Origin of the sequence: Acidovorax sp. 99, from assembly GCF_003096455.1 — a bacterium.
In the GTDB taxonomy this organism is placed as follows: Bacteria; Pseudomonadota; Gammaproteobacteria; order Burkholderiales; family Burkholderiaceae_C; genus Acidovorax; species Acidovorax delafieldii.
In genome coordinates, this window is the sequence record NZ_QEKU01000001.1 from 633,471 (window position 1) to 649,762 (window position 16,292).

General features: G+C 66.8%; 15 protein-coding genes. 8 read left to right on the top strand and 7 right to left on the bottom strand.

The genetic code is table 11. The features are described from left to right. Positions 1–65 precede the first annotated feature (65 nt). Entirely contained in the window at positions 66–455 is a 390-nt protein-coding gene (locus C8C95_RS03070) for an Hsp20/alpha crystallin family protein (protein WP_099730807.1), read from the top strand. A gap of 130 nt (positions 456–585) precedes the next feature. Here C8C95_RS03070 and C8C95_RS03075 read toward each other — a convergent pair whose 3' ends face one another. The 5 genes from C8C95_RS03075 to C8C95_RS03095 form a co-directional block, all read right to left on the bottom strand. Next, positions 586–1,791 (bottom strand): ABC transporter permease, encoded by a 1,206-nt coding sequence (locus C8C95_RS03075; RefSeq protein WP_116747602.1) that lies wholly within the window; start codon positions 1,789–1,791, stop codon positions 586–588. Beyond that, positions 1,791–2,567, bottom strand: a complete 777-nt coding sequence (locus C8C95_RS03080) for an ABC transporter ATP-binding protein (protein WP_116747603.1) — start codon at positions 2,565–2,567, stop codon at positions 1,791–1,793. Before C8C95_RS03080 ends, C8C95_RS03075 begins: the two co-directional genes overlap by 1 nt. Next, on the bottom strand, positions 2,564–3,952 hold the full coding sequence (locus C8C95_RS03085) for an efflux RND transporter periplasmic adaptor subunit (RefSeq protein WP_116747604.1): 1,389 nt from the start codon (positions 3,950–3,952) through the stop codon (positions 2,564–2,566). Before C8C95_RS03085 ends, C8C95_RS03080 begins: the two co-directional genes overlap by 4 nt. 64 nt (positions 3,953–4,016) lie before the next feature. After that, a complete protein-coding gene (locus C8C95_RS03090) occupies positions 4,017–5,375 on the bottom strand; it encodes an efflux transporter outer membrane subunit (RefSeq protein ID WP_116750117.1) in 1,359 nt (452 codons plus the stop codon). A gap of 296 nt (positions 5,376–5,671) precedes the next feature. Continuing rightward, a complete protein-coding gene (locus C8C95_RS03095; RefSeq protein ID WP_116747605.1) occupies positions 5,672–6,667 on the bottom strand; it encodes a helix-turn-helix domain-containing protein in 996 nt (331 codons plus the stop codon). A 219-nt stretch (positions 6,668–6,886) separates the two neighbouring features. Here C8C95_RS03095 and C8C95_RS03100 point away from each other — a divergent pair, with 219 nt between their 5' ends. Genes C8C95_RS03100 through C8C95_RS03125 form a run of 6 tightly spaced genes read left to right on the top strand, consistent with a single transcriptional unit; the run spans position 6,887 to position 12,872 of the window. Beyond that, positions 6,887–8,095 carry an amino acid ABC transporter substrate-binding protein gene (locus C8C95_RS03100; protein ID WP_116747606.1) on the top strand — a complete coding sequence of 403 codons (1,209 nt, stop codon included), beginning with the start codon at positions 6,887–6,889 and terminating at the stop codon, positions 8,093–8,095. Between the two features lie 4 nt (positions 8,096–8,099). Beyond that, positions 8,100–8,978 (top strand): branched-chain amino acid ABC transporter permease, encoded by an 879-nt coding sequence (locus C8C95_RS03105; RefSeq protein ID WP_099730813.1) that lies wholly within the window; start codon positions 8,100–8,102, stop codon positions 8,976–8,978. Next, positions 8,975–9,907, top strand: coding sequence for a branched-chain amino acid ABC transporter permease (locus C8C95_RS03110; RefSeq protein ID WP_116747607.1), 933 nt, complete (start codon positions 8,975–8,977; stop codon positions 9,905–9,907). The genes C8C95_RS03105 and C8C95_RS03110 overlap by 4 nt, the downstream gene beginning before the upstream one ends. Next, positions 9,900–10,661, top strand: a complete 762-nt coding sequence (locus C8C95_RS03115) for an ABC transporter ATP-binding protein (RefSeq protein WP_116747608.1) — start codon at positions 9,900–9,902, stop codon at positions 10,659–10,661. Before C8C95_RS03110 ends, C8C95_RS03115 begins: the two co-directional genes overlap by 8 nt. Beyond that, complete coding sequence (locus tag C8C95_RS03120) at positions 10,658–11,368, top strand: ABC transporter ATP-binding protein (protein ID WP_116747609.1); 711 nt, start codon at positions 10,658–10,660, stop codon at positions 11,366–11,368. Before C8C95_RS03115 ends, C8C95_RS03120 begins: the two co-directional genes overlap by 4 nt. 52 nt (positions 11,369–11,420) lie before the next feature. Further along, positions 11,421–12,872, top strand: coding sequence for an aldehyde dehydrogenase (locus tag C8C95_RS03125; RefSeq protein WP_116747610.1), 1,452 nt, complete (start codon positions 11,421–11,423; stop codon positions 12,870–12,872). Positions 12,873–12,936: 64 nt separating this feature from the next. On the opposite strand, the gene tsaD is transcribed toward C8C95_RS03125, so the two are convergent. Continuing rightward, on the bottom strand, positions 12,937–13,977 hold the full coding sequence (gene tsaD / locus C8C95_RS03130) for a tRNA (adenosine(37)-N6)-threonylcarbamoyltransferase complex transferase subunit TsaD (protein ID WP_116747611.1): 1,041 nt from the start codon (positions 13,975–13,977) through the stop codon (positions 12,937–12,939). Between the two features lie 45 nt (positions 13,978–14,022). Beyond that, positions 14,023–15,183: a branched-chain amino acid ABC transporter substrate-binding protein gene (locus tag C8C95_RS03135; RefSeq protein ID WP_116747612.1), complete on the bottom strand. Its 1,161-nt coding sequence runs from the start codon at positions 15,181–15,183 to the stop codon at positions 14,023–14,025. 256 nt (positions 15,184–15,439) lie between these two features. Between C8C95_RS03135 and C8C95_RS03140 the strand changes: the two genes are divergently transcribed. Next, positions 15,440–16,066: an ANTAR domain-containing protein gene (locus C8C95_RS03140; RefSeq protein WP_116747613.1), complete on the top strand. Its 627-nt coding sequence runs from the start codon at positions 15,440–15,442 to the stop codon at positions 16,064–16,066. Positions 16,067–16,292: the final 226 nt, after the last annotated feature.

Genomic DNA, 16,292 nt, shown 5'->3' on the forward strand with positions numbered 1-16,292 from the left:
GCCGCACACACCTCTCTGCCATGCGGCGACCACGTCGAGAGCCGCGCAGTGTATAGGAGTTACCCATGATCTTCGCCCCCGTGATCCGCCGCGCCGCTTATGCCCAAGCCCCCCGTTCCGCCGACCTGGCGCTGCAACGTTTTCTGATGGGCGCGCTGGCACAGCCTGCTGCAGCACCCGCTGCGGGCTGCACCGTGACGCAGGACGAAAAGGCCACCACCTTGCAGCTGGACGTACCCGGCCTGGCCCGCGAACAGCTCTCTATCAGCATCGAAGGCCAGGTGGTGCAGGTGCAAAGCGTGGAAGGCGCACCGCGCAAGGTGCAGCGTGCGTGGGAGCTGCCCACCGAGATCGATGCCAGCGCCAGCACCGCCAAGCTGGAAAACGGCGTGCTGACCCTGACGCTGGTCCGCCTGGAGCCGGTGAGCAAGGCCACCACGCTGACCATTCACTGAAGCGGGCAGCTCCCCAAACGATGGCGCGTAACGGCCATCGCTATATTTTCAATAGCATTCAAGGCATGATGCACTAGCGCTTCATGCCTTTTTTGCTTGCATGTCTGCTCAGAACCCTCTGCAAACGCCCTCACTCATGCCGTAGCGCATCGATGGGGTCCATGCGCGCCGCGCGCCGCGCCGGGAAGTAGCCAAACACCACACCGATCCCGGCCGAAAACACAAACGACAGCAGGTTCACCCCGGGGTTGAACAGATAGGGCACCCCCATCAGCCCCGATAGCGCCAGGGACGCGCCCGTGGCCAGCACGATGCCGATGAGCCCACCCAGCGCGGCCAGCACCACGGCCTCGATCAGGAACTGCAGCAGCACCTCGCGCTCCAGCGCGCCGATGGCCAGGCGCAGGCCGATCTCGCGCGTGCGCTCGGTCACGCTCACCAGCATGATGTTCATGATGCCGATGCCGCCCACCAGCAGGCTCACGGCGGCCACGGCGCCCAGCAGCGTGGTCAACACCTTGGTGGTGCCCGAGAGCGTGTCGGCGAGCTGCTTGGTGTCGAGCACGTTGAAGTTGTCTTCGTCCGAGTCCGACAGCTTGCGCAGCTCGCGCAGCAGTTGCGTGAGGCTGGCCTTCACCCGCTCGGGGTCGCTGCCGTCCTTCATGGACACCAGCAGCGTGTTCACCCGCGTGTTGCCCGTCACGCGGCGCTGCAGCGTGCGCAGCGGCACCAACACGGTGTCGTCCTGGTCGTTGCCAAACGCCCCCTGCCCTTTGGACGCCAGCACGCCCACCACCTCGCACGAAAACGCCTTCACGCGCAGCTGGCCGCCCACGGCATCGGCCGTGCCAAACAGCTCGCGCCGCACGGTCTCGCCGATCAGGCAGACGGCGGCACCCGCGCGCAATTCGGCGTCGGTAAAGACGCGGCCAGTGCGCACCGTCCAATTGCCGGTCTCCAGCCAGGCGTTGGTGCTGCCGATCACGCTGGTCGTCCAGTTGCGCCCGCCCACCACCGCCGTGGCGGCGGCACGCGCCTCGGGCGCCACGGCCAGGATGCCGCCGATCTGCTGCGCGATCATGTCGGCATCGGTGTCCTTGAAGGCCGGGGCGCCGGTGCCACCGCCGGGCCCCATGCGCTGGCCGGGGCGTACCTGCAGCAGGTTGGTGCCCAGGCCCGATATCTGGTTCTGGATGGCCAGGGTGGCGCCGTTGCCCAGCGTGACCATGGTGATCACCGCGCTCACGCCGATCACGATGCCCAGGATGGTGAGGAAGGAGCGCATGAGATTGCGCCGGATGGAACGCAACGCCAGCAGCAGGGTGTTGAGCAACATCAGTGGCCTCCCGCATCCGAACCGGCCACCGCCGGCAGGGCCGATGCTGCATCAGCGTCCAGTCCCTTGGGGTGTGGGTTGGCCGCATCGCTGTCCACCACGCCATCCACAAACCGCACGATGCGCCGCGCGTACTGCGCCATGTCGGGCTCGTGCGTCACCATCAGCACGGTGATGCCGTGGTCAGCGTTCAGGCGCCACAGCAGCTCCATGATCTCGATACTGCGTTGCGTATCGAGATTGCCGGTGGGCTCATCGGCCAGCAGCACATCGGGCTCGGTGACGATGGCGCGCGCAATGGCCACGCGCTGCTGCTGCCCGCCCGACAGCTCGGCAGGCGTGTGGTGCTCCCAGCCCTTGAGGCCGACCGCATCCAGTGCCCGGGCCGCCGCCGCGTGGCGTGCCGCGGCGGATTCGCCCCGGTACAGCAGGGGCAGCTCCACATTCTCTTGCGCCGAGGTGCGCGCCAGCAGGTTGAAGCCCTGGAACACAAAGCCAAAGTAGCGTCGCCGCAGCCGCGCCCGCTCGTCGCGCGAGAGCGATTCCACGTGCACGCCCTTGAACAGGTATTCGCCCGTGGTGGGCCGGTCCAGGCAGCCCAGCGTGTTCATGGCGGTGGACTTGCCCGAGCCGCTGGGGCCCATGATGGCCACAAAGTCACCCTGCGCGATGTCCAAGTCCACGCCCTTGAGCGCCTGAAAAGCCAGCGCTCCTTCGCCATAGACCTTGGTCACGCCCCGCAGGCGGATGAGGGGAGTGTCGCCCGCCACGCTCATGGCTTGGCCCCTGCCGCGCGCTGGTCCGTGATCACGGCCATGCCGGGCGTGAGGCCCTCGCCCGTGACCTCGGTATGGCGGCCATCGCTGATGCCCACCTGCACATCGATGGGCTTGGCGGCACCGTCTTGCAGCACCCACACCTGGCGCGTCTTGCCCGCACCATCGCCTGCCTCTACACCTGCACCCGGCTTGCGTGGACCCGAGCCCGAGCGTGGCATGCGCGGCATGAGCTGCGACATGATGCCGCCACCACTGCCGCTGCCCGACGCGCCGGGCTTGGCGCCACCCGCTCCGGGCTTCGCATCGGCCCCTGCGGCCTGCGCAGGCGTGAAGCGCAGCGCCGTGTTGGGCACCAGCAGCACGTCCTTGCGTTCAGTGGAAGTGATGGTGGCAGCGGCCGTCATGCCGGGGCGCAGGCTCATGTCGCTGTTGTTCACCTCCAGCCAGGTGATGTAGGTGACCACGTTGTCCGTCTTGGTGGAGCCAAACGACACCCGCGTGACCTGGGCCGGGTAGCGGCGCGAGGGATAGGCACTGACCGTGAAGCTCGCGTCCTGCCCGACTTTGACCGAGCCCACATCGGCCTCGTCCACGCTCACATCCAGCCGCAGCCGCGTGAGGTCTTCGGCCACGGTGAACAGCGTCACCGCTTGCAGCGAAGCGGCCACGGCGTTGCCAGGCTCCACCGACCGGGTGAGCACCACGCCGTCGATGGGCGAGCGGATGGAGGCCTTGGACAGGTTGGTCTCGTCGGTGGACAGCGCGGCGCGTGCGTCCTCGACCGTGGCGCGGGCGCTGGTTTCGTCGGCGCGGGCGCGGTCCAGCGTGGCGCGGCCTGCGTCCAGCTCGGAGGCCGAGGGCACCTTGCCGCCGGACAAGCGGGCCACTTCTTCGAGCCGGCCAAAGTTGGCAATGGCCTCCTTGGTGGTGGCCACGGCCTGGGCCAGGCGGGCCTGCGCCGACGCCAGCGAGGCGCGCGAGCGCAGCACCTGCGATTCGAGCTTGGCGGTGTCCAGCTCCACCAGCAGCTGCCCCTTCTTGACCTTGTCGTTCACATCCACCAGCACCTTGCGCACGGTGCCCGACAGCTCGCTGCCAATGGTGACCGAGCGCGTGGGCTGCAGCGTGCCATTGGCCGACACGGTGAGCGTGAGATTGCCCCGGCGCAGCTCTTCGGTGACATAGGTGGGTGCAGTGCTGGCGCTCTGGCGCGATTGCCAGGCATACAAGCCACCGCCCACCACCACGAGCGCTGCCACCCCCAGCCACACGGTAGTGCGCTGCCACCAGCGGCGCGGACGGTCAGCCCCCAGCAAGGCGCTCAGGTCGGAAGGGGCGGCTTTGGCGGGTGCAGAAGAAGCGGAGGTGTCGGTATTTGGCATGGGACGTGAATCAGAAAATGGTGGCTGGCTGGCAATGGAGTGAGCGTGTGGAAAGGCTTGTCAGCTATTGGGCTACCGCCCATCCGCCGCCCAGCGCCTTGTAGAGGCGCACATGGTCCGCCGCGACGGCAGCAGTGGTGGTGGCCACGCTCTCTTGCGTGGACAGCAGCGTGCGCTGCGTCTCCAGCACGGACTGAAAGTCGATCAGCCCACTGCTATAGCGCTGCTGCGCCAGCAGCGCGGCGTTGCGGGCGGCGTCTGCGGCGGCCGTCAGTCGCTCCAGCTTTTCCCGGTCGCCACGCAAGGCCACCAGCGCGTTCTCCACATCCTGCAGGGCCGTGAGCACGGTGGCTTCGTAGGCCACGCGGGCCTGCTCCAGCGCGGCAGACTGCACACGCACCTGGGCACGGGCGGCGCCGCCATCCAGCAGCGGGATGGACACGCTGCCCAGCAAGGCACTGGTTACCGCACTGCCCCCCGACAACGCGCCCAGCGTGAGGGCACGCAGGCCCAGCGAGCCACCGAGGGAGAAGCTGGGGTAGCGCGCCGCATCGGCCTGCGACACGCGCGCCAGGGCGGCTGCAATGCGCTGCTCGGCCGCACGCACATCGGGGCGTTGGCGCAGCGTCTCGGCCGGGATTGCCAGCGCCAGTTCTGCGGTGGGCTGCGGCACGGGCGCGCTGGCGGCCAGCTTGGCATCCAGGGCACCTGGCACCTGGCCTGTCAGCACGGCCAGGCTGTAGCGCGACTGCGCCAGGCTGGCTTCCAGGCTGGGAATCTGCGCGGCAGTCTGCTCGGCCGCTGCACGGGCCTGCTCGGTGACGAGCGAGGTAGTGAGCCCGGTCTGCAGGCGCCACTGGGTGAGCTGCAGGGTCTCTTGCTGGCTGGCCAGGTTGCTGCGCGCAATGGCCAGGCGCTGCTGCAGCCCGCGCAGCTCGATGTAGTTGACGGCCACCTCGGCGGCCAGCGATACCTGAACGTCAGCCAGGCTGGCCTCGGCCGCGCGGGCGTCAGCCTCGCTGGCGCTCACGCCGCTACGCAGGCGGCCAAACACATCGGGCTCCCAGCTCGCATCAAAACCGGCCTGGAACGTGTTACCGGTGCTGTTGCTGGCCCGGCTGCGCTGCGCCGAAGCCGATGCACCCACGCTGGGCAGCAGGCCGGCCGATTGCACATCCACCTGCGCACGCGCCTGCTGCAGCGCGGCCTGGGCGGTGCGCACGCTGGTGTTGGCGCGCAAGGCTTGCTCGACCAGCGAGGTGAGCACAGCATCGTCAAACCGCTGCCACCACTGGGCCAGGGATGTAGCCGTAGCCCCTCGCGCTGTGCCGTTGCCCCCCGCAGACCAGGCCGGGGAAACGGCCACTGCGGGCAATGCGCCATCCGTGGGTGCCAGGCTGGCACACCCCGCGGTGGCCAGCACGCACAACAACAAGGCCGTTTGCCTCCACGGCACAGCACGCAAAGGTCGCGCTGCGCGGGCAGTGGGTGTGCCGGGAGAGGCCAGTGGGAGAAAACGCATGGGCAGTGGCTACGCAAGGGAAAACCCCATTGTGAGCAGCGATTGCGCCCACAAGGTACCCACTGGGTCAAGCCCGCGTAAAGAATTGATGCAAGGCAAAGGTCACGCCACTGCATGCCGACGCATACGCATGCGCAGAACGGGTGAGCGTGCTTTACCGCGCAGACGGCCCCACACGCAAGGGGCCGGGGTGCCGCTCAGTGCGCGAGCCGCGACTCGTCCCGCAATAGCACCACCGGCGCCAATGCGCGGGCCCTGTACTCGCTGGGGCTGCGCCCCACATGTGAGCGGAACGCGCGGCTGAAATGCGCGCTGTTGCTGAAGCCCCAGGACAGCGCAATGTCAGTGACCGAGCGCTGTGCATGCGCCGGGTGGCGCAGGTCGCGCAGACAGGCCTCCAGCCGCCGGCGCTGGATCATGGCGGCCAGGGTTTCCTCGTCATCGGCCACCGCGTTGTACAGGTGCCGCTTGCTGCAGTTGAGCGCCTGGGCCATGCGGTCGATGGTGAGGTCGGGGTCGCCCAGGTGCCGGTCGATGTATTGGCTGATGCGGTCACGCAGGGCCTCGCGCTGCGACAGCAGGCTCTGCTGCCCGTTGCGTTCCAGCAGCGAAAGCTGCACCAGGTGCGTGATCACGTCGGCCACGCCGTCGGCGGCGGCGTCGGACATGGTGGGCAGCTCGGCAAACGCGGCGCGCATGGTGTCCCATGCCAGCCGCGACACGCCGCTGGTGCCCGAGAACCGCTGCACCATCAGATCATCGAGCTTGAGCTTGCGCTCGGGCAGTTGTTCCTTCGGGATCATCAGCACCATCTGGCGCACGGCCTCGGGGTTGCTCACGGCATAGGCGCGCGTGGTGTCGTACACGCTCCACTCACCTGGCGACAACCACACCTGGCGGCCGTTCTGCTCGAAGCACGCGCGCCCTTCGAGCTGGGCCACCACCTTGATGTAGGCCCGGTCGCTGCCCCGGATGAGGCTGGGGGTGCGCACCACGCGGTGGCGGCTTACGTCCAGCTGGCACAGGTTCACATAGCCCGCCTGGCCCGAGGTGATGTGGCCTGCAAAGGCATCGTCACCAAACGCGTCGGACTCCAGCCCGCCAATCAGGCGCCACACCGCATCGCCCCACAGGTGCAGGCGGTCGCGCGCAGGCACGGCGTCGGTGGATACCTCGGTCAGGGGGTGGGCCATGGTGTCTCCAGTGCGGGTTGCGCAAGCCTGATGGTTATGCGGCTGAATTATCGGACGCCCCGTTCCCCCATGCCACCGAGGGAAATCCGGGTAAACCCGCTGCCGCCTGCACGCTGAGGCAAGCGTTTTGTGCACGCTCAGCGCAGCGCGCTGGGGCCCGTCTCCCTACGATTCTTGGCACGGCGTGCACCACGCAGGCCCCATCCGAGGAGACACACAATGACAGCACACCAACCCTCCAAGCGCCAGTGGATCAAAGGCGCCGCCGCCACGGTCGGCACCCTGGCCGTGGCCCCCCAGCTGTGGGCCCAAGGCAGCAGCGCAGCCCCCATCCGCATTGGCTATGCCATCGCCCGCACAGGCCCCTGGGCGGCAGGCGCGCAGGTGAGCCAGGAGCCCAACTACCTGCTGTGGGCCGAACAGGTGAATGCAGCGGGCGGCCTGAGCGTGAAGGGCACCAAGCGCCCTATTGAACTCATCGGCTACGACGACCGCAGCGAGACCGAGACCTGTGTGCGCACCTACGAAAAGCTGATGGGCAGCGACAAGGTGGACCTGATCCTGCCGCCCTGGGGTTCGGGCGCCAACTTCGCCATCGCGCCGCTGGCCAACCGCTTCGGTTACCCGCTGCTGGCACCCACGGCGCTGTCGCGCAAGCTGATCGACATGAACCTGCCCTACTTCTTCTCGCTGCTGCAGCAGCCCGACAAGATGATGGGTGCGCTGGTGGACATGCTGGTGGCCAACAACGTCAAGACCATTGCCATCGTCTACATGGACGACCTGTTTGGCCTGGAGAACTTTGCCGCGCTGAACAACGCGCTTAAGAAGACCAGCATCCAGGTGCTGGAGCGCAAGAGCTACCCGCTGGGCGTGAAGGACCTGGCACCCGTGCTGCGCGGCATCAAGGACCTGAACCCCGACGCCTTCATCGGCATCACCTACCCGCCCGACACCATCCTGGCCAGCCGCCAGGCGCGCGAGGTGGGACTGAACCCCAAGTTCTTCTACGCCTCGGTGGGCACAGCCTTCCAGCTCTACAAGAACGTGATGGCCGCCAACACCGAGGGCGTGATCGGCATGGGCTCGTGGAGCGTGAAGACCAGCCCCGAGGCCAAGGCGTACTTCGACGCCCACGTGAAGAAATTCAACAAGGAACCCGACCGCTGGGCCAGCGGCCACGCCTGGGCGGGCCTGCAGATCCTGCAACAGGCCGTGGAAAAGGCGGGCCTGGACCGCAAGGCGCTGCGCGAGCACATCGCCAAGAACGAGTTCCAGACCATCCTGGGCGGCATCCGCTTCCAGGGCAGCGAGAACGCGTCCATTCCTGGCACCGTGAGCCAGTGGCAAGGCAACGACTTTGAGGTGGTGTGGCCCAAGGACCGGGCCACGGCGCAGTTGAACACCAGTAAACCTGCGTGGAAATAACAAAGTGTCTCTGACTTCCTGGGCCGAACTGGTCGCCAGTGGCCTCATTACCGGTGGCATCTATGCGCTGGTGGCCATGGGCCTTAACCTGCAGTACGGGCTGATGCGCATCATGAACATCTCGCACGGCGAGTTCCTGATGCTGGGCGCCTTCCTCACCTGGTCGGCGCACACCCTGTGGGGCATCTCGCCATTGCTGCTGATGCCGCTGGCTTTCATCGCATTGTTTGTTTTGGGGGTGGTGGTGCACGCGCTGTGCTTCAAGCGCCTGGCAGCGCGCGCGCCCAATGTGGACGTGTTCGAGGCGCGCAGCCTGATGGTGGGCTTTGGCCTCATGTTCCTGGTGCAGAACACTGCCCTGCTGATCTGGGGCGGTGACCTGCGTGGCTATGAATACCTGGCCGACCCGGTGCAGATTGCAGGCATGCGCTTCACTGAAAACAAGCTGGTGCTGTTTGGCGTGGCACTGGCGCTGTCGGCCGCGCTGATCGCGCTGCTCAAGCTCACGCTGCTGGGCAAGGCGGTGAGGGCGCTGATGCAGTCGCCCACGGGCGCGCAGTTGGTGGGCATCAACACGCGGCGACTGCATCCCATGATGTTTGGCATCGGCCTGGGCCTGTCGGGCGTGGCGGGAGCGCTGCTGTCGATGACGTATGAGATTTCTCCGTCAATGGGTGAGCCCTACACCGTGACGGCGCTGATCGTGATCACGCTGGGCGGCTTTGGCAGCCTGGCGGGCAGTCTGGCCGGTGGCCTGCTGCTCGGCGTGGTCGAGGCGCTGGGCATGCACTTCAGCAGCCCGTCTCTCAAGATGCTGCTGAGCTACGCAGTGTTCATCGGCGTGCTGATCTGGCGCCCCAACGGACTGTTCTCCAAAAAATGACTTCCCTTCATTCCAACAAGCCTTGGCTGGCCTTGGCAGCGGGGGTGGCGGTGGTCGCCACCCTGCCCTGGCTGGTGTCCGAGTTCGCCACCTCGGTGCTGCTCAGCTGCCTGATGTACATCGCGCTGGCCACCAGCTGGTCGCTGTTCTGCGGCGCCACCCGCTACCTGTCGCTGGCCACGTCGGCCTTCTTCGGCATTGGTGCGTACACCAGTGCCACGCTGCTGACCGTACTGCCGTGGCCGCTGGTGATCGTGTCCGGTGCGTTGATTGCCTCCATCGTGGCGGTTGTGATGGGCGCCGCCGTGCTGCACCTGCGCGGCACCTACTTTGCAGTGCTCACCTTCGGCATGACGGAGTTGATCCGCCATGCCGTCACCTTTGTCGAAAAGCAGGTCTCTGGCACCGTGGGCCGCGTGCTCACGGTGGTGCCCAGCAACGAGACGGTTTACCTCACGGTGCTGCTGATCGCGGCGGCGGCCATTGCCACCGCCATTGCCATCCAGCGCAGCCGCTTTGGCCTGGCGCTGTCGGGCATCGGCGCCGACGAGCAGCGCGCCCAGACGCTGGGCGTGGACACGCGCCTGGCCAAGATCGCAGGCTTTGGCATCACCGCCGCCTTTGCAGGCGCCGTGGGCGCGGCCATGGCCGTGCGCTGGACCTACATCGAGCCCGCAGCCGTGTTCAGCCCCTTTATCGGCTTCCAGACGGTGCTGATCGCGTTGATTGGCGGCGCGACCAGCATTGGCGGCCCCATCCTGGCGGCCATCGTGTTCAGCCTGCTGGCCGAAACCCTGCGCCTGCAGCTGCCTTACGGCTACATGATGGTGTTGGGCCTGCTGCTGATTCTGTGCGTGATGTACTTGCCCAATGGCCTGGCCACGCTGTGGCAACGGCGCAAGCCTGCTGCGGAGGCGCACCATGGCTGAAGCACTTTTGACCATTGACACCGTGACCGTGCGCTTTGGCGGCCTGACTGCCGTGGATGGCGTGAGCGCCACGCTGCACACGGGCGAACTGATCGGCATCATCGGCCCCAACGGTGCGGGCAAGACCACATTCTTCAACGCCATCTCGGGCGTGCAGCCGCCCACATCAGGCACGCTGCACTGCGGTGCCGACAACCTCACCGGCAAGGGCCCGCACCACTATGCCGCCCACGGCATTGCCCGCACCTTCCAGACGCCGCGCGTGTTCCCCGACATGACGGTACGCGACAACGTGCGCTTTGGCATGCAGTTCGCGGGCCGCCACCGCCAAGGGCCCGAGGGCCTGCGCAGCGAGGAGGAAATCCTCGCCATGCTGGGCCTGGCGCACCTGGCCGACCGCCCCGCCGCCGACGTGACGCCGTCACAGCAACGCCTGCTGGAGATCGGCATGGCCCTGGGCACACGCCCACGCCTGTTGTTGCTTGACGAGGTGGCTGCGGGCCTGACCGAAGCCGAGGTCGATGCCATGGCCCAGCGCATCCGCCGCCTGCGCGATGACTGGGGCCTGACGGTGGTGTGGATCGAGCATGCGGTGACCACGCTGCTCAAGTACGTGGAGCGCGTGCTGGTGCTGCACCAGGGCCGCAAGATTGCCGACGGTACGCCCGCCGAGGTGGTGCGTGACCCGCACGTGATCGAGGCCTATTTGGGTGACGAAATGACCAGTGACACTGCACAAGGAGCCACGGCATGAGCGGCGCACACCTCTCCGTGCAAAACCTGACCACGGGCTACCACGGCTTTCAGGTGCTGCAAGACCTGTCGCTGCAGGCCACGCCCGGCATCACCGTCATCGTCGGCCCCAACGGCGCGGGCAAGACCACGCTGCTCAAGGCGCTGGCCGGGCTGCTGCCGCGCACGGGCACCGTGGCGCTGGACGGCAGCGACCTGCCCGCCATGAACGCCACCGCCTGTGTGCAGCGCGGGCTGGCCTTGGTGGCCGAGGGCCGCCAGCTCTTCCCGCAAATGACGGTGACCGAGAACCTGGAGCTGGGCGGCTGGCTGGTGCCCTCACGGGTGCGGGCCGAGCGGTTGCACCAGGCGTTCGAAGACTTCCCGCGCCTCAAGGAGCGCGCCACGCAGCTCGCCGGCACCATGAGCGGCGGCGAGCAGCAGATGGTGGCCGTGGCCCGCGCCATGATGAGCGGCCCGCGCCTGTTGATGCTGGACGAGCCCTCGCTGGGCCTGGCGCCGCGCATGGTCGATGAGCTGCTGGCCATCGTGCAGCGCATTGCCGCGCAGGGCGTGACGGTGCTGATGGTGGAGCAGAACGTGCGCAAGGCGCTGCAGATTGCACAGCGCGGCTACGTGCTGGAGCGCGGGCGCATCGTGGCGTCTGGCGCGGCCGCTGACCTGCTGCAGTCCGACGTGGTGCGCCAGGCCTACCTGGGCGTTGCCTGAAAACCTCTTCCTCCCCCATTTTTCATTTGTTCTTTTTCAGGAGCTTTCATCCATGACTGCCATTTCCATGCTGATCAACGGCGAGCGCGTGCAAGCCACCGGCGGCGCCACGTTTGAGCGCCGCAACCCGCTCGATGGATCGGTCGCCACCACTGCCCCCGCCGCCAGCGTGGCCGATGCCAAGGCCGCTGCCGAGGCAGCCGCCAAGGCCTTCCCGGCCTGGTCCGCCCTGGGCCCCAACGCCCGCCGCGCTTTGCTACTCAAGGCCGCACACGCGCTGGAGGCCCGCACGGCCGACTTTGCCGTGGCCATGGCGGCGGAGACCGGGGCCTCCGGCATGTGGGCGGGCTTTAACGTGCATCTGGCCGCCGGCCTGCTGCAAGAAGCCGCCGCGCTCACCACACAGATTGCAGGCGAGGTGATCCCATCCGACGTGCCCGGCAGCCTCGCCATGGGCGTGCGCCAGGCCGCAGGTGTGGTGCTGGGCATTGCGCCGTGGAACGCTCCGGTCATCCTCGGTGTGCGTGCCATCGCCACGCCACTGGCCTGCGGCAACACGGTGATCCTGAAAGGCTCGGAGCTGTGCCCGGCCACGCACGGCCTCATCATCGAGGCGCTGCAGGAGGCGGGCTTGCCCCCCGGTGTGGTGAACTTTGTGACCAACGCCCCGGCCGACGCCGGTGCCGTGGTCGAGGCCATCGTGGCCCACCCGGCCGTGCGCCGCATCAACTTCACAGGCTCCACCAAGGTGGGCCGCATCATTGCTCAGACCTGCGCCAAGTACCTCAAGCCCGTGGTGCTGGAGCTGGGCGGCAAGGCCCCGCTGCTGGTGCTGGACGATGCGGACATCGACGCCGCCGTGGCGGGCACCGTGTTTGGCGCGTTCGCAAACTCGGGCCAGATCTGCATGTCCACCGAACGCATCATCGTGGACAACGCCGTGGCCGACGAGTTTGTGACCAAGCTGGGCGAGCGTGCCAAGGCCCTGCCACTGGGCGACCCGCGCAAGGGCCCGGTGGTGCTGGGCTCGGTGGTAGACATGGCCACAGTGCACCGCTGCAACGCCCTCATCGACGACGCACTGGCCAAGGGCGCCAAGCTGGTCTGCGGCGGCAAGAGCGACAGCACACTCATGCAGGCCACCGTGCTGGACCACGTGACGGCCGAGATGGAAATCTACCGCGAAGAGTCGTTCGGCCCCGTCAAGCCCGTGGTGCGTGTGAACGGTGTGGAAGAAGCCATTGCCTGCGCCAACGACAACGAGTTCGGCCTGTCGTCCGCCGTGTTCAGCCGCGACGTCGCCAAGGCCTGGAACGTGGCCGCGCGCATCGAATCGGGCATCTGCCACGTCAACGGCCCCACGGTGCACGACGAAGGCCAGATGCCCTTTGGCGGCGTGAAGAGTTCGGGCTACGGCCGCTTTGGCGGCATGGCGGGGGTGCGCGAGTTCACCGAACTGCGCTGGATCACAGTGCAGACCACTCCCCGCCACTACCCTTTCTGAAGTTTAAAAAAGATAGCTGCTAGCGCTTTGTGGACAAGCGCTAGCGGTCATTTTCACTCAAATTTCAAACTGTGATCGCATCCAGCGGCCAGCGAGGCTTCACGTCAAACGCGTAGTCGGTATTGGCCTGCTGCTGCCCGGCCTGTAGGCGCATCGCAGCAGCCATGGCAATCATGGCGCCGTTGTCGGTGCACAGGTGCAGCTCGGGGTAGTGCACGCGCACCTTGGCTGCGGCGCAGGCGGCGTTGAGCTGGGCGCGCAGGTGCCGGTTGGCGCCCACGCCACCGGCGACCACCACACGCTTCAGGCCGGTCTGCTTGAGGGCGGCCAGGGTTTTCTTCACCAGCACTTCGACAATCGCGGCCTCGGTGCTCGCGGCCAGGTCGGCCTTGCGTGCCTCGAATTCATCGCCCAGCTTCTTGGCCTGTGTGAGCACGGCCGTCTTGAGCCCGGCAAACGAAAAATCCAGATCACCGCTGTGCAACAAAGGCCGTGGCAGCTTGAAGGCCGTGGCACTGCCTTGCTCCGCCAGCCGGGACAGCGCCGGACCACCCGGATAGCCCAACCCCATGAGCTTGGCGGATTTGTCAAACGCCTCGCCCGCCGCATCGTCAATGGTCTCGCCCAGGATCTCATAGCGGCCCACGCCGTCCACACGCATCAGCTGGGTGTGGCCGCCCGAAACGAGCAAAGCCACAAAAGGAAATTCCGGTGGGTCGGCACTGAGGAAGGGCGACAGCAAATGCCCCTCGAGATGGTGCACACCCAGCACCGGCTTGTTGAGCGCCGCACCCAGGGCGCAGGCTACGCCCGCCCCCACCAGCAGCGCGCCGGCCAGACCCGGGCCGCGTGTGTAGGCCACCACATCCACATCGGCCAGCGTCTGCCCGGACTCGGCCAGCACCTCTTTGGCCAGCGGCAGCACACGGCGAATGTGGTCGCGGCTGGCCAGCTCTGGCACCACGCCACCATAGGCCTGGTGCATCTCGATCTGGCTGTGCAGCGCGTGCGACAGCAGGGTGGGCACGGCATCGCCCGTGGAACGGACCAATGCCACGCCGGTTTCGTCGCACGAAGATTCAATACCCAGGATCAGCAAACTCATGCCCCGAGTGTAAAACCCGGGGCTGATCCGTTCTTGCAGGGCTGATTACCAGCGGTCCGACCGCATGCGCAGTTCCCAGTTGCCGCTGCGCAGTTCGTACACCCCCACGGCGCCGTAGCGCTGCTCACCCTTGTCGTCCCAGGTCATGGTGCCGATCACCGGTGCATAGCCGTTGATGCTATGAAGGGCCTTGGTGATTTCCTTGGGGTCGGCGGACTTGGCTTTCTGGATGGCGGCCGAGAGCACGTAGGTGCTGTCATAGCTGTAGTGGCCGCCATAGGCCGGGGGCTTCTTGAAAGCGGCGATGTACTTTTCGAGGAAAGGCTTGCCGGTGGTGAACTCCTTGGCTTCCAGCACCGGCGAGGTAGCGTAGAGCCCCTGCACGATGCCCGCGCCCTTGGTCATGTCGGTGGTCTTGATGGTGTCGCCACCCAGCAGGCTGACCTTGGTGTGGTCTACCTTCTTGAGCGATTCAAGCAGCGCCAGGGCCTGGAAGTCGTTGAGGGTCGAGACGATCACCTCCACGTTGGCGGCCTTGAGTTCACCGGCCAGTTCGTCAAAGGCCACGGTCTTGTCGTCGAACGACTTGCGCACCACCACTTCTTTTTTCTCGGCCTTGAGCTGCGCTGCAGCACCGTCGGCCAGGCCCTTGCCGTAGGGTGTGCCGTCGTCCAGCGCGGCGTAGCGGTTGGCGCCCAGCTGCGTGGCGGCAAACGAGCCGATGGCGCGCGCCTGCAGAGTGTCGTTGGCCACCATGCGGAACGTGGTCGGGAACCCGAGCTGCGTGAACTTGGGGTTGGTGGAGATGGCGATCTGTGGAATGTCTTTGGCGGCGTAGATGGGGGCCGTCTCGATGCTCACACCCGAGTTGAGGTGGCCCACCACCGCGACCACGCCCGCATCCACCAGCTGCAGCGCCACAGCCTTGCCGGTGGTGGCGTCTGCCTTGTCGTCCACGGACACGACCTCCAGCGTCACGCGTTTGCCGTCCACGGTGTAGCCGGACTTGTTGAGTTCATCCACCGCCAGCTTCACGCCGTTGAGCAGATCCTGCCCCAGGGCGCCCAGCGGGCCAGAGAGGGGCTGCGCTACACCAATTTTGATGGTGTCCGGCACCTTGCCGCATCCGGTCAGGAGTGCGGCAGTCGCCACTGCGGTCAGGGCCATGCTGGCCGAGAAGCGGCGCCGGTTGATGTGCTTGTTCATGCAAAAAACTCCATTTCAGTGTGACTGTGTGTGCAGATGTATATGCGACGCCCTGCTGGGCGGGCTACCGGGTATGCCCTCCCACGGTGTCAGTATTAGCAACTTTCAGGCCCTGCAACGGGGGCCAGTACCGCGAGGCGCAGCGGGCCTGGGGCCGGGATAACCCGGAGCGCAAGGAGGCTGCAAGGGCCCGCGGAGGGTGTGCACCACCCCGGCGCACCAATTTGTGGCGTAAAAATTGCTTATCCTCGCCGGTATGAATGAGGCTTTGCGCATCGTGGTGGTGGCCCCGGATCTGGCAGTCGCCGACCCTGACGACGAACACGCCGTGGAACAGGCGGAGCGGTCGCGGGCGCTGCGCATCGGGCTGCTGGAGAACAACTTCAACCTGGTGGCCACGCTGCCCGCCGATGTGTTCCTGAGCGAGCGCATCGCCCAGTTGCAGCCCGACCTGATCATCGTGGACGCCGAAAGCGAAGCCCGCGACGCGCTGGAGCATGTGGTGATGGCCACGCGCGACGAGCGCCGCCCCATCGTGATGTTTACCAACGACGAGGACACCTCGCACGTCAAGGATGCGGTGGCGGCGGGCGTGTCTGCCTACATCGTGGCAGGGCTGGCACCCCAGCGCATCCGGCCCATCCTGGACGTGGCCATGGCGCGCTTCCAGCACGAACAGGCCTTGCGCGCCGAACTGGCCGATGCCAGGACCGAACTTCGCGACCGCAAGACCATCGACCGCGCCAAGGGCCTGCTGATGCAGCGCCAAGGCCTGACCGAACAGGCCGCCTACGAAAAGCTGCGCAAGACGGCCATGGACAAGGGCCTGAAGCTGGTGGATGTGGCGCAGCGCATGCTGGATGTGATGGATCTGCTGGGGTAAAACCAGAGAACTACCCCCTGAGCGGCTGCGCCGCTTCCCCCTCCCCGTATGACTGCGTCATTCGGAAAGGGGGACGATGCCCTCGCTGCGGGCGCCCCTTGCCTGGCATCCCTCGCCGGGGCAGCGCCCCATTTCAGCGGCCCCTCCCAGCCCTCCCAAATGGTGCACCGCACAAAGGCAGTGCAACCACACTGATCGCAACAAAAACATCCCTGCTGTAAGCCCC

What these genes read in the sequence shown, in the direction of transcription:
- C8C95_RS03095 (WP_116747605.1), bottom strand. Translation starts at nt 6,667, where the DNA reads ATGGCCCACCCCCTGACCGAGGTATCCACCGACGCCGTGCCTGCGCGC.
- C8C95_RS03075 (WP_116747602.1), bottom strand. Translation starts at nt 1,791, where the DNA reads ATGTTGCTCAACACCCTGCTGCTGGCGTTGCGTTCCATCCGGCGCAAT.
- C8C95_RS03140 (WP_116747613.1), top strand. Translation starts at nt 15,440, where the DNA reads ATGAATGAGGCTTTGCGCATCGTGGTGGTGGCCCCGGATCTGGCAGTC.
- C8C95_RS03085 (WP_116747604.1), bottom strand. Translation starts at nt 3,952, where the DNA reads ATGCCAAATACCGACACCTCCGCTTCTTCTGCACCCGCCAAAGCCGCC.
- C8C95_RS03080 (WP_116747603.1), bottom strand. Translation starts at nt 2,567, where the DNA reads ATGAGCGTGGCGGGCGACACTCCCCTCATCCGCCTGCGGGGCGTGACC.
- C8C95_RS03125 (WP_116747610.1), top strand. Translation starts at nt 11,421, where the DNA reads ATGACTGCCATTTCCATGCTGATCAACGGCGAGCGCGTGCAAGCCACC.
- C8C95_RS03135 (WP_116747612.1), bottom strand. Translation starts at nt 15,183, where the DNA reads ATGAACAAGCACATCAACCGGCGCCGCTTCTCGGCCAGCATGGCCCTG.
- C8C95_RS03100 (WP_116747606.1), top strand. Translation starts at nt 6,887, where the DNA reads ATGACAGCACACCAACCCTCCAAGCGCCAGTGGATCAAAGGCGCCGCC.
- tsaD (WP_116747611.1), bottom strand. Translation starts at nt 13,977, where the DNA reads ATGAGTTTGCTGATCCTGGGTATTGAATCTTCGTGCGACGAAACCGGC.
- C8C95_RS03115 (WP_116747608.1), top strand. Translation starts at nt 9,900, where the DNA reads ATGGCTGAAGCACTTTTGACCATTGACACCGTGACCGTGCGCTTTGGC.
- C8C95_RS03110 (WP_116747607.1), top strand. Translation starts at nt 8,975, where the DNA reads ATGACTTCCCTTCATTCCAACAAGCCTTGGCTGGCCTTGGCAGCGGGG.
- C8C95_RS03070 (WP_099730807.1), top strand. Translation starts at nt 66, where the DNA reads ATGATCTTCGCCCCCGTGATCCGCCGCGCCGCTTATGCCCAAGCCCCC.
- C8C95_RS03120 (WP_116747609.1), top strand. Translation starts at nt 10,658, where the DNA reads ATGAGCGGCGCACACCTCTCCGTGCAAAACCTGACCACGGGCTACCAC.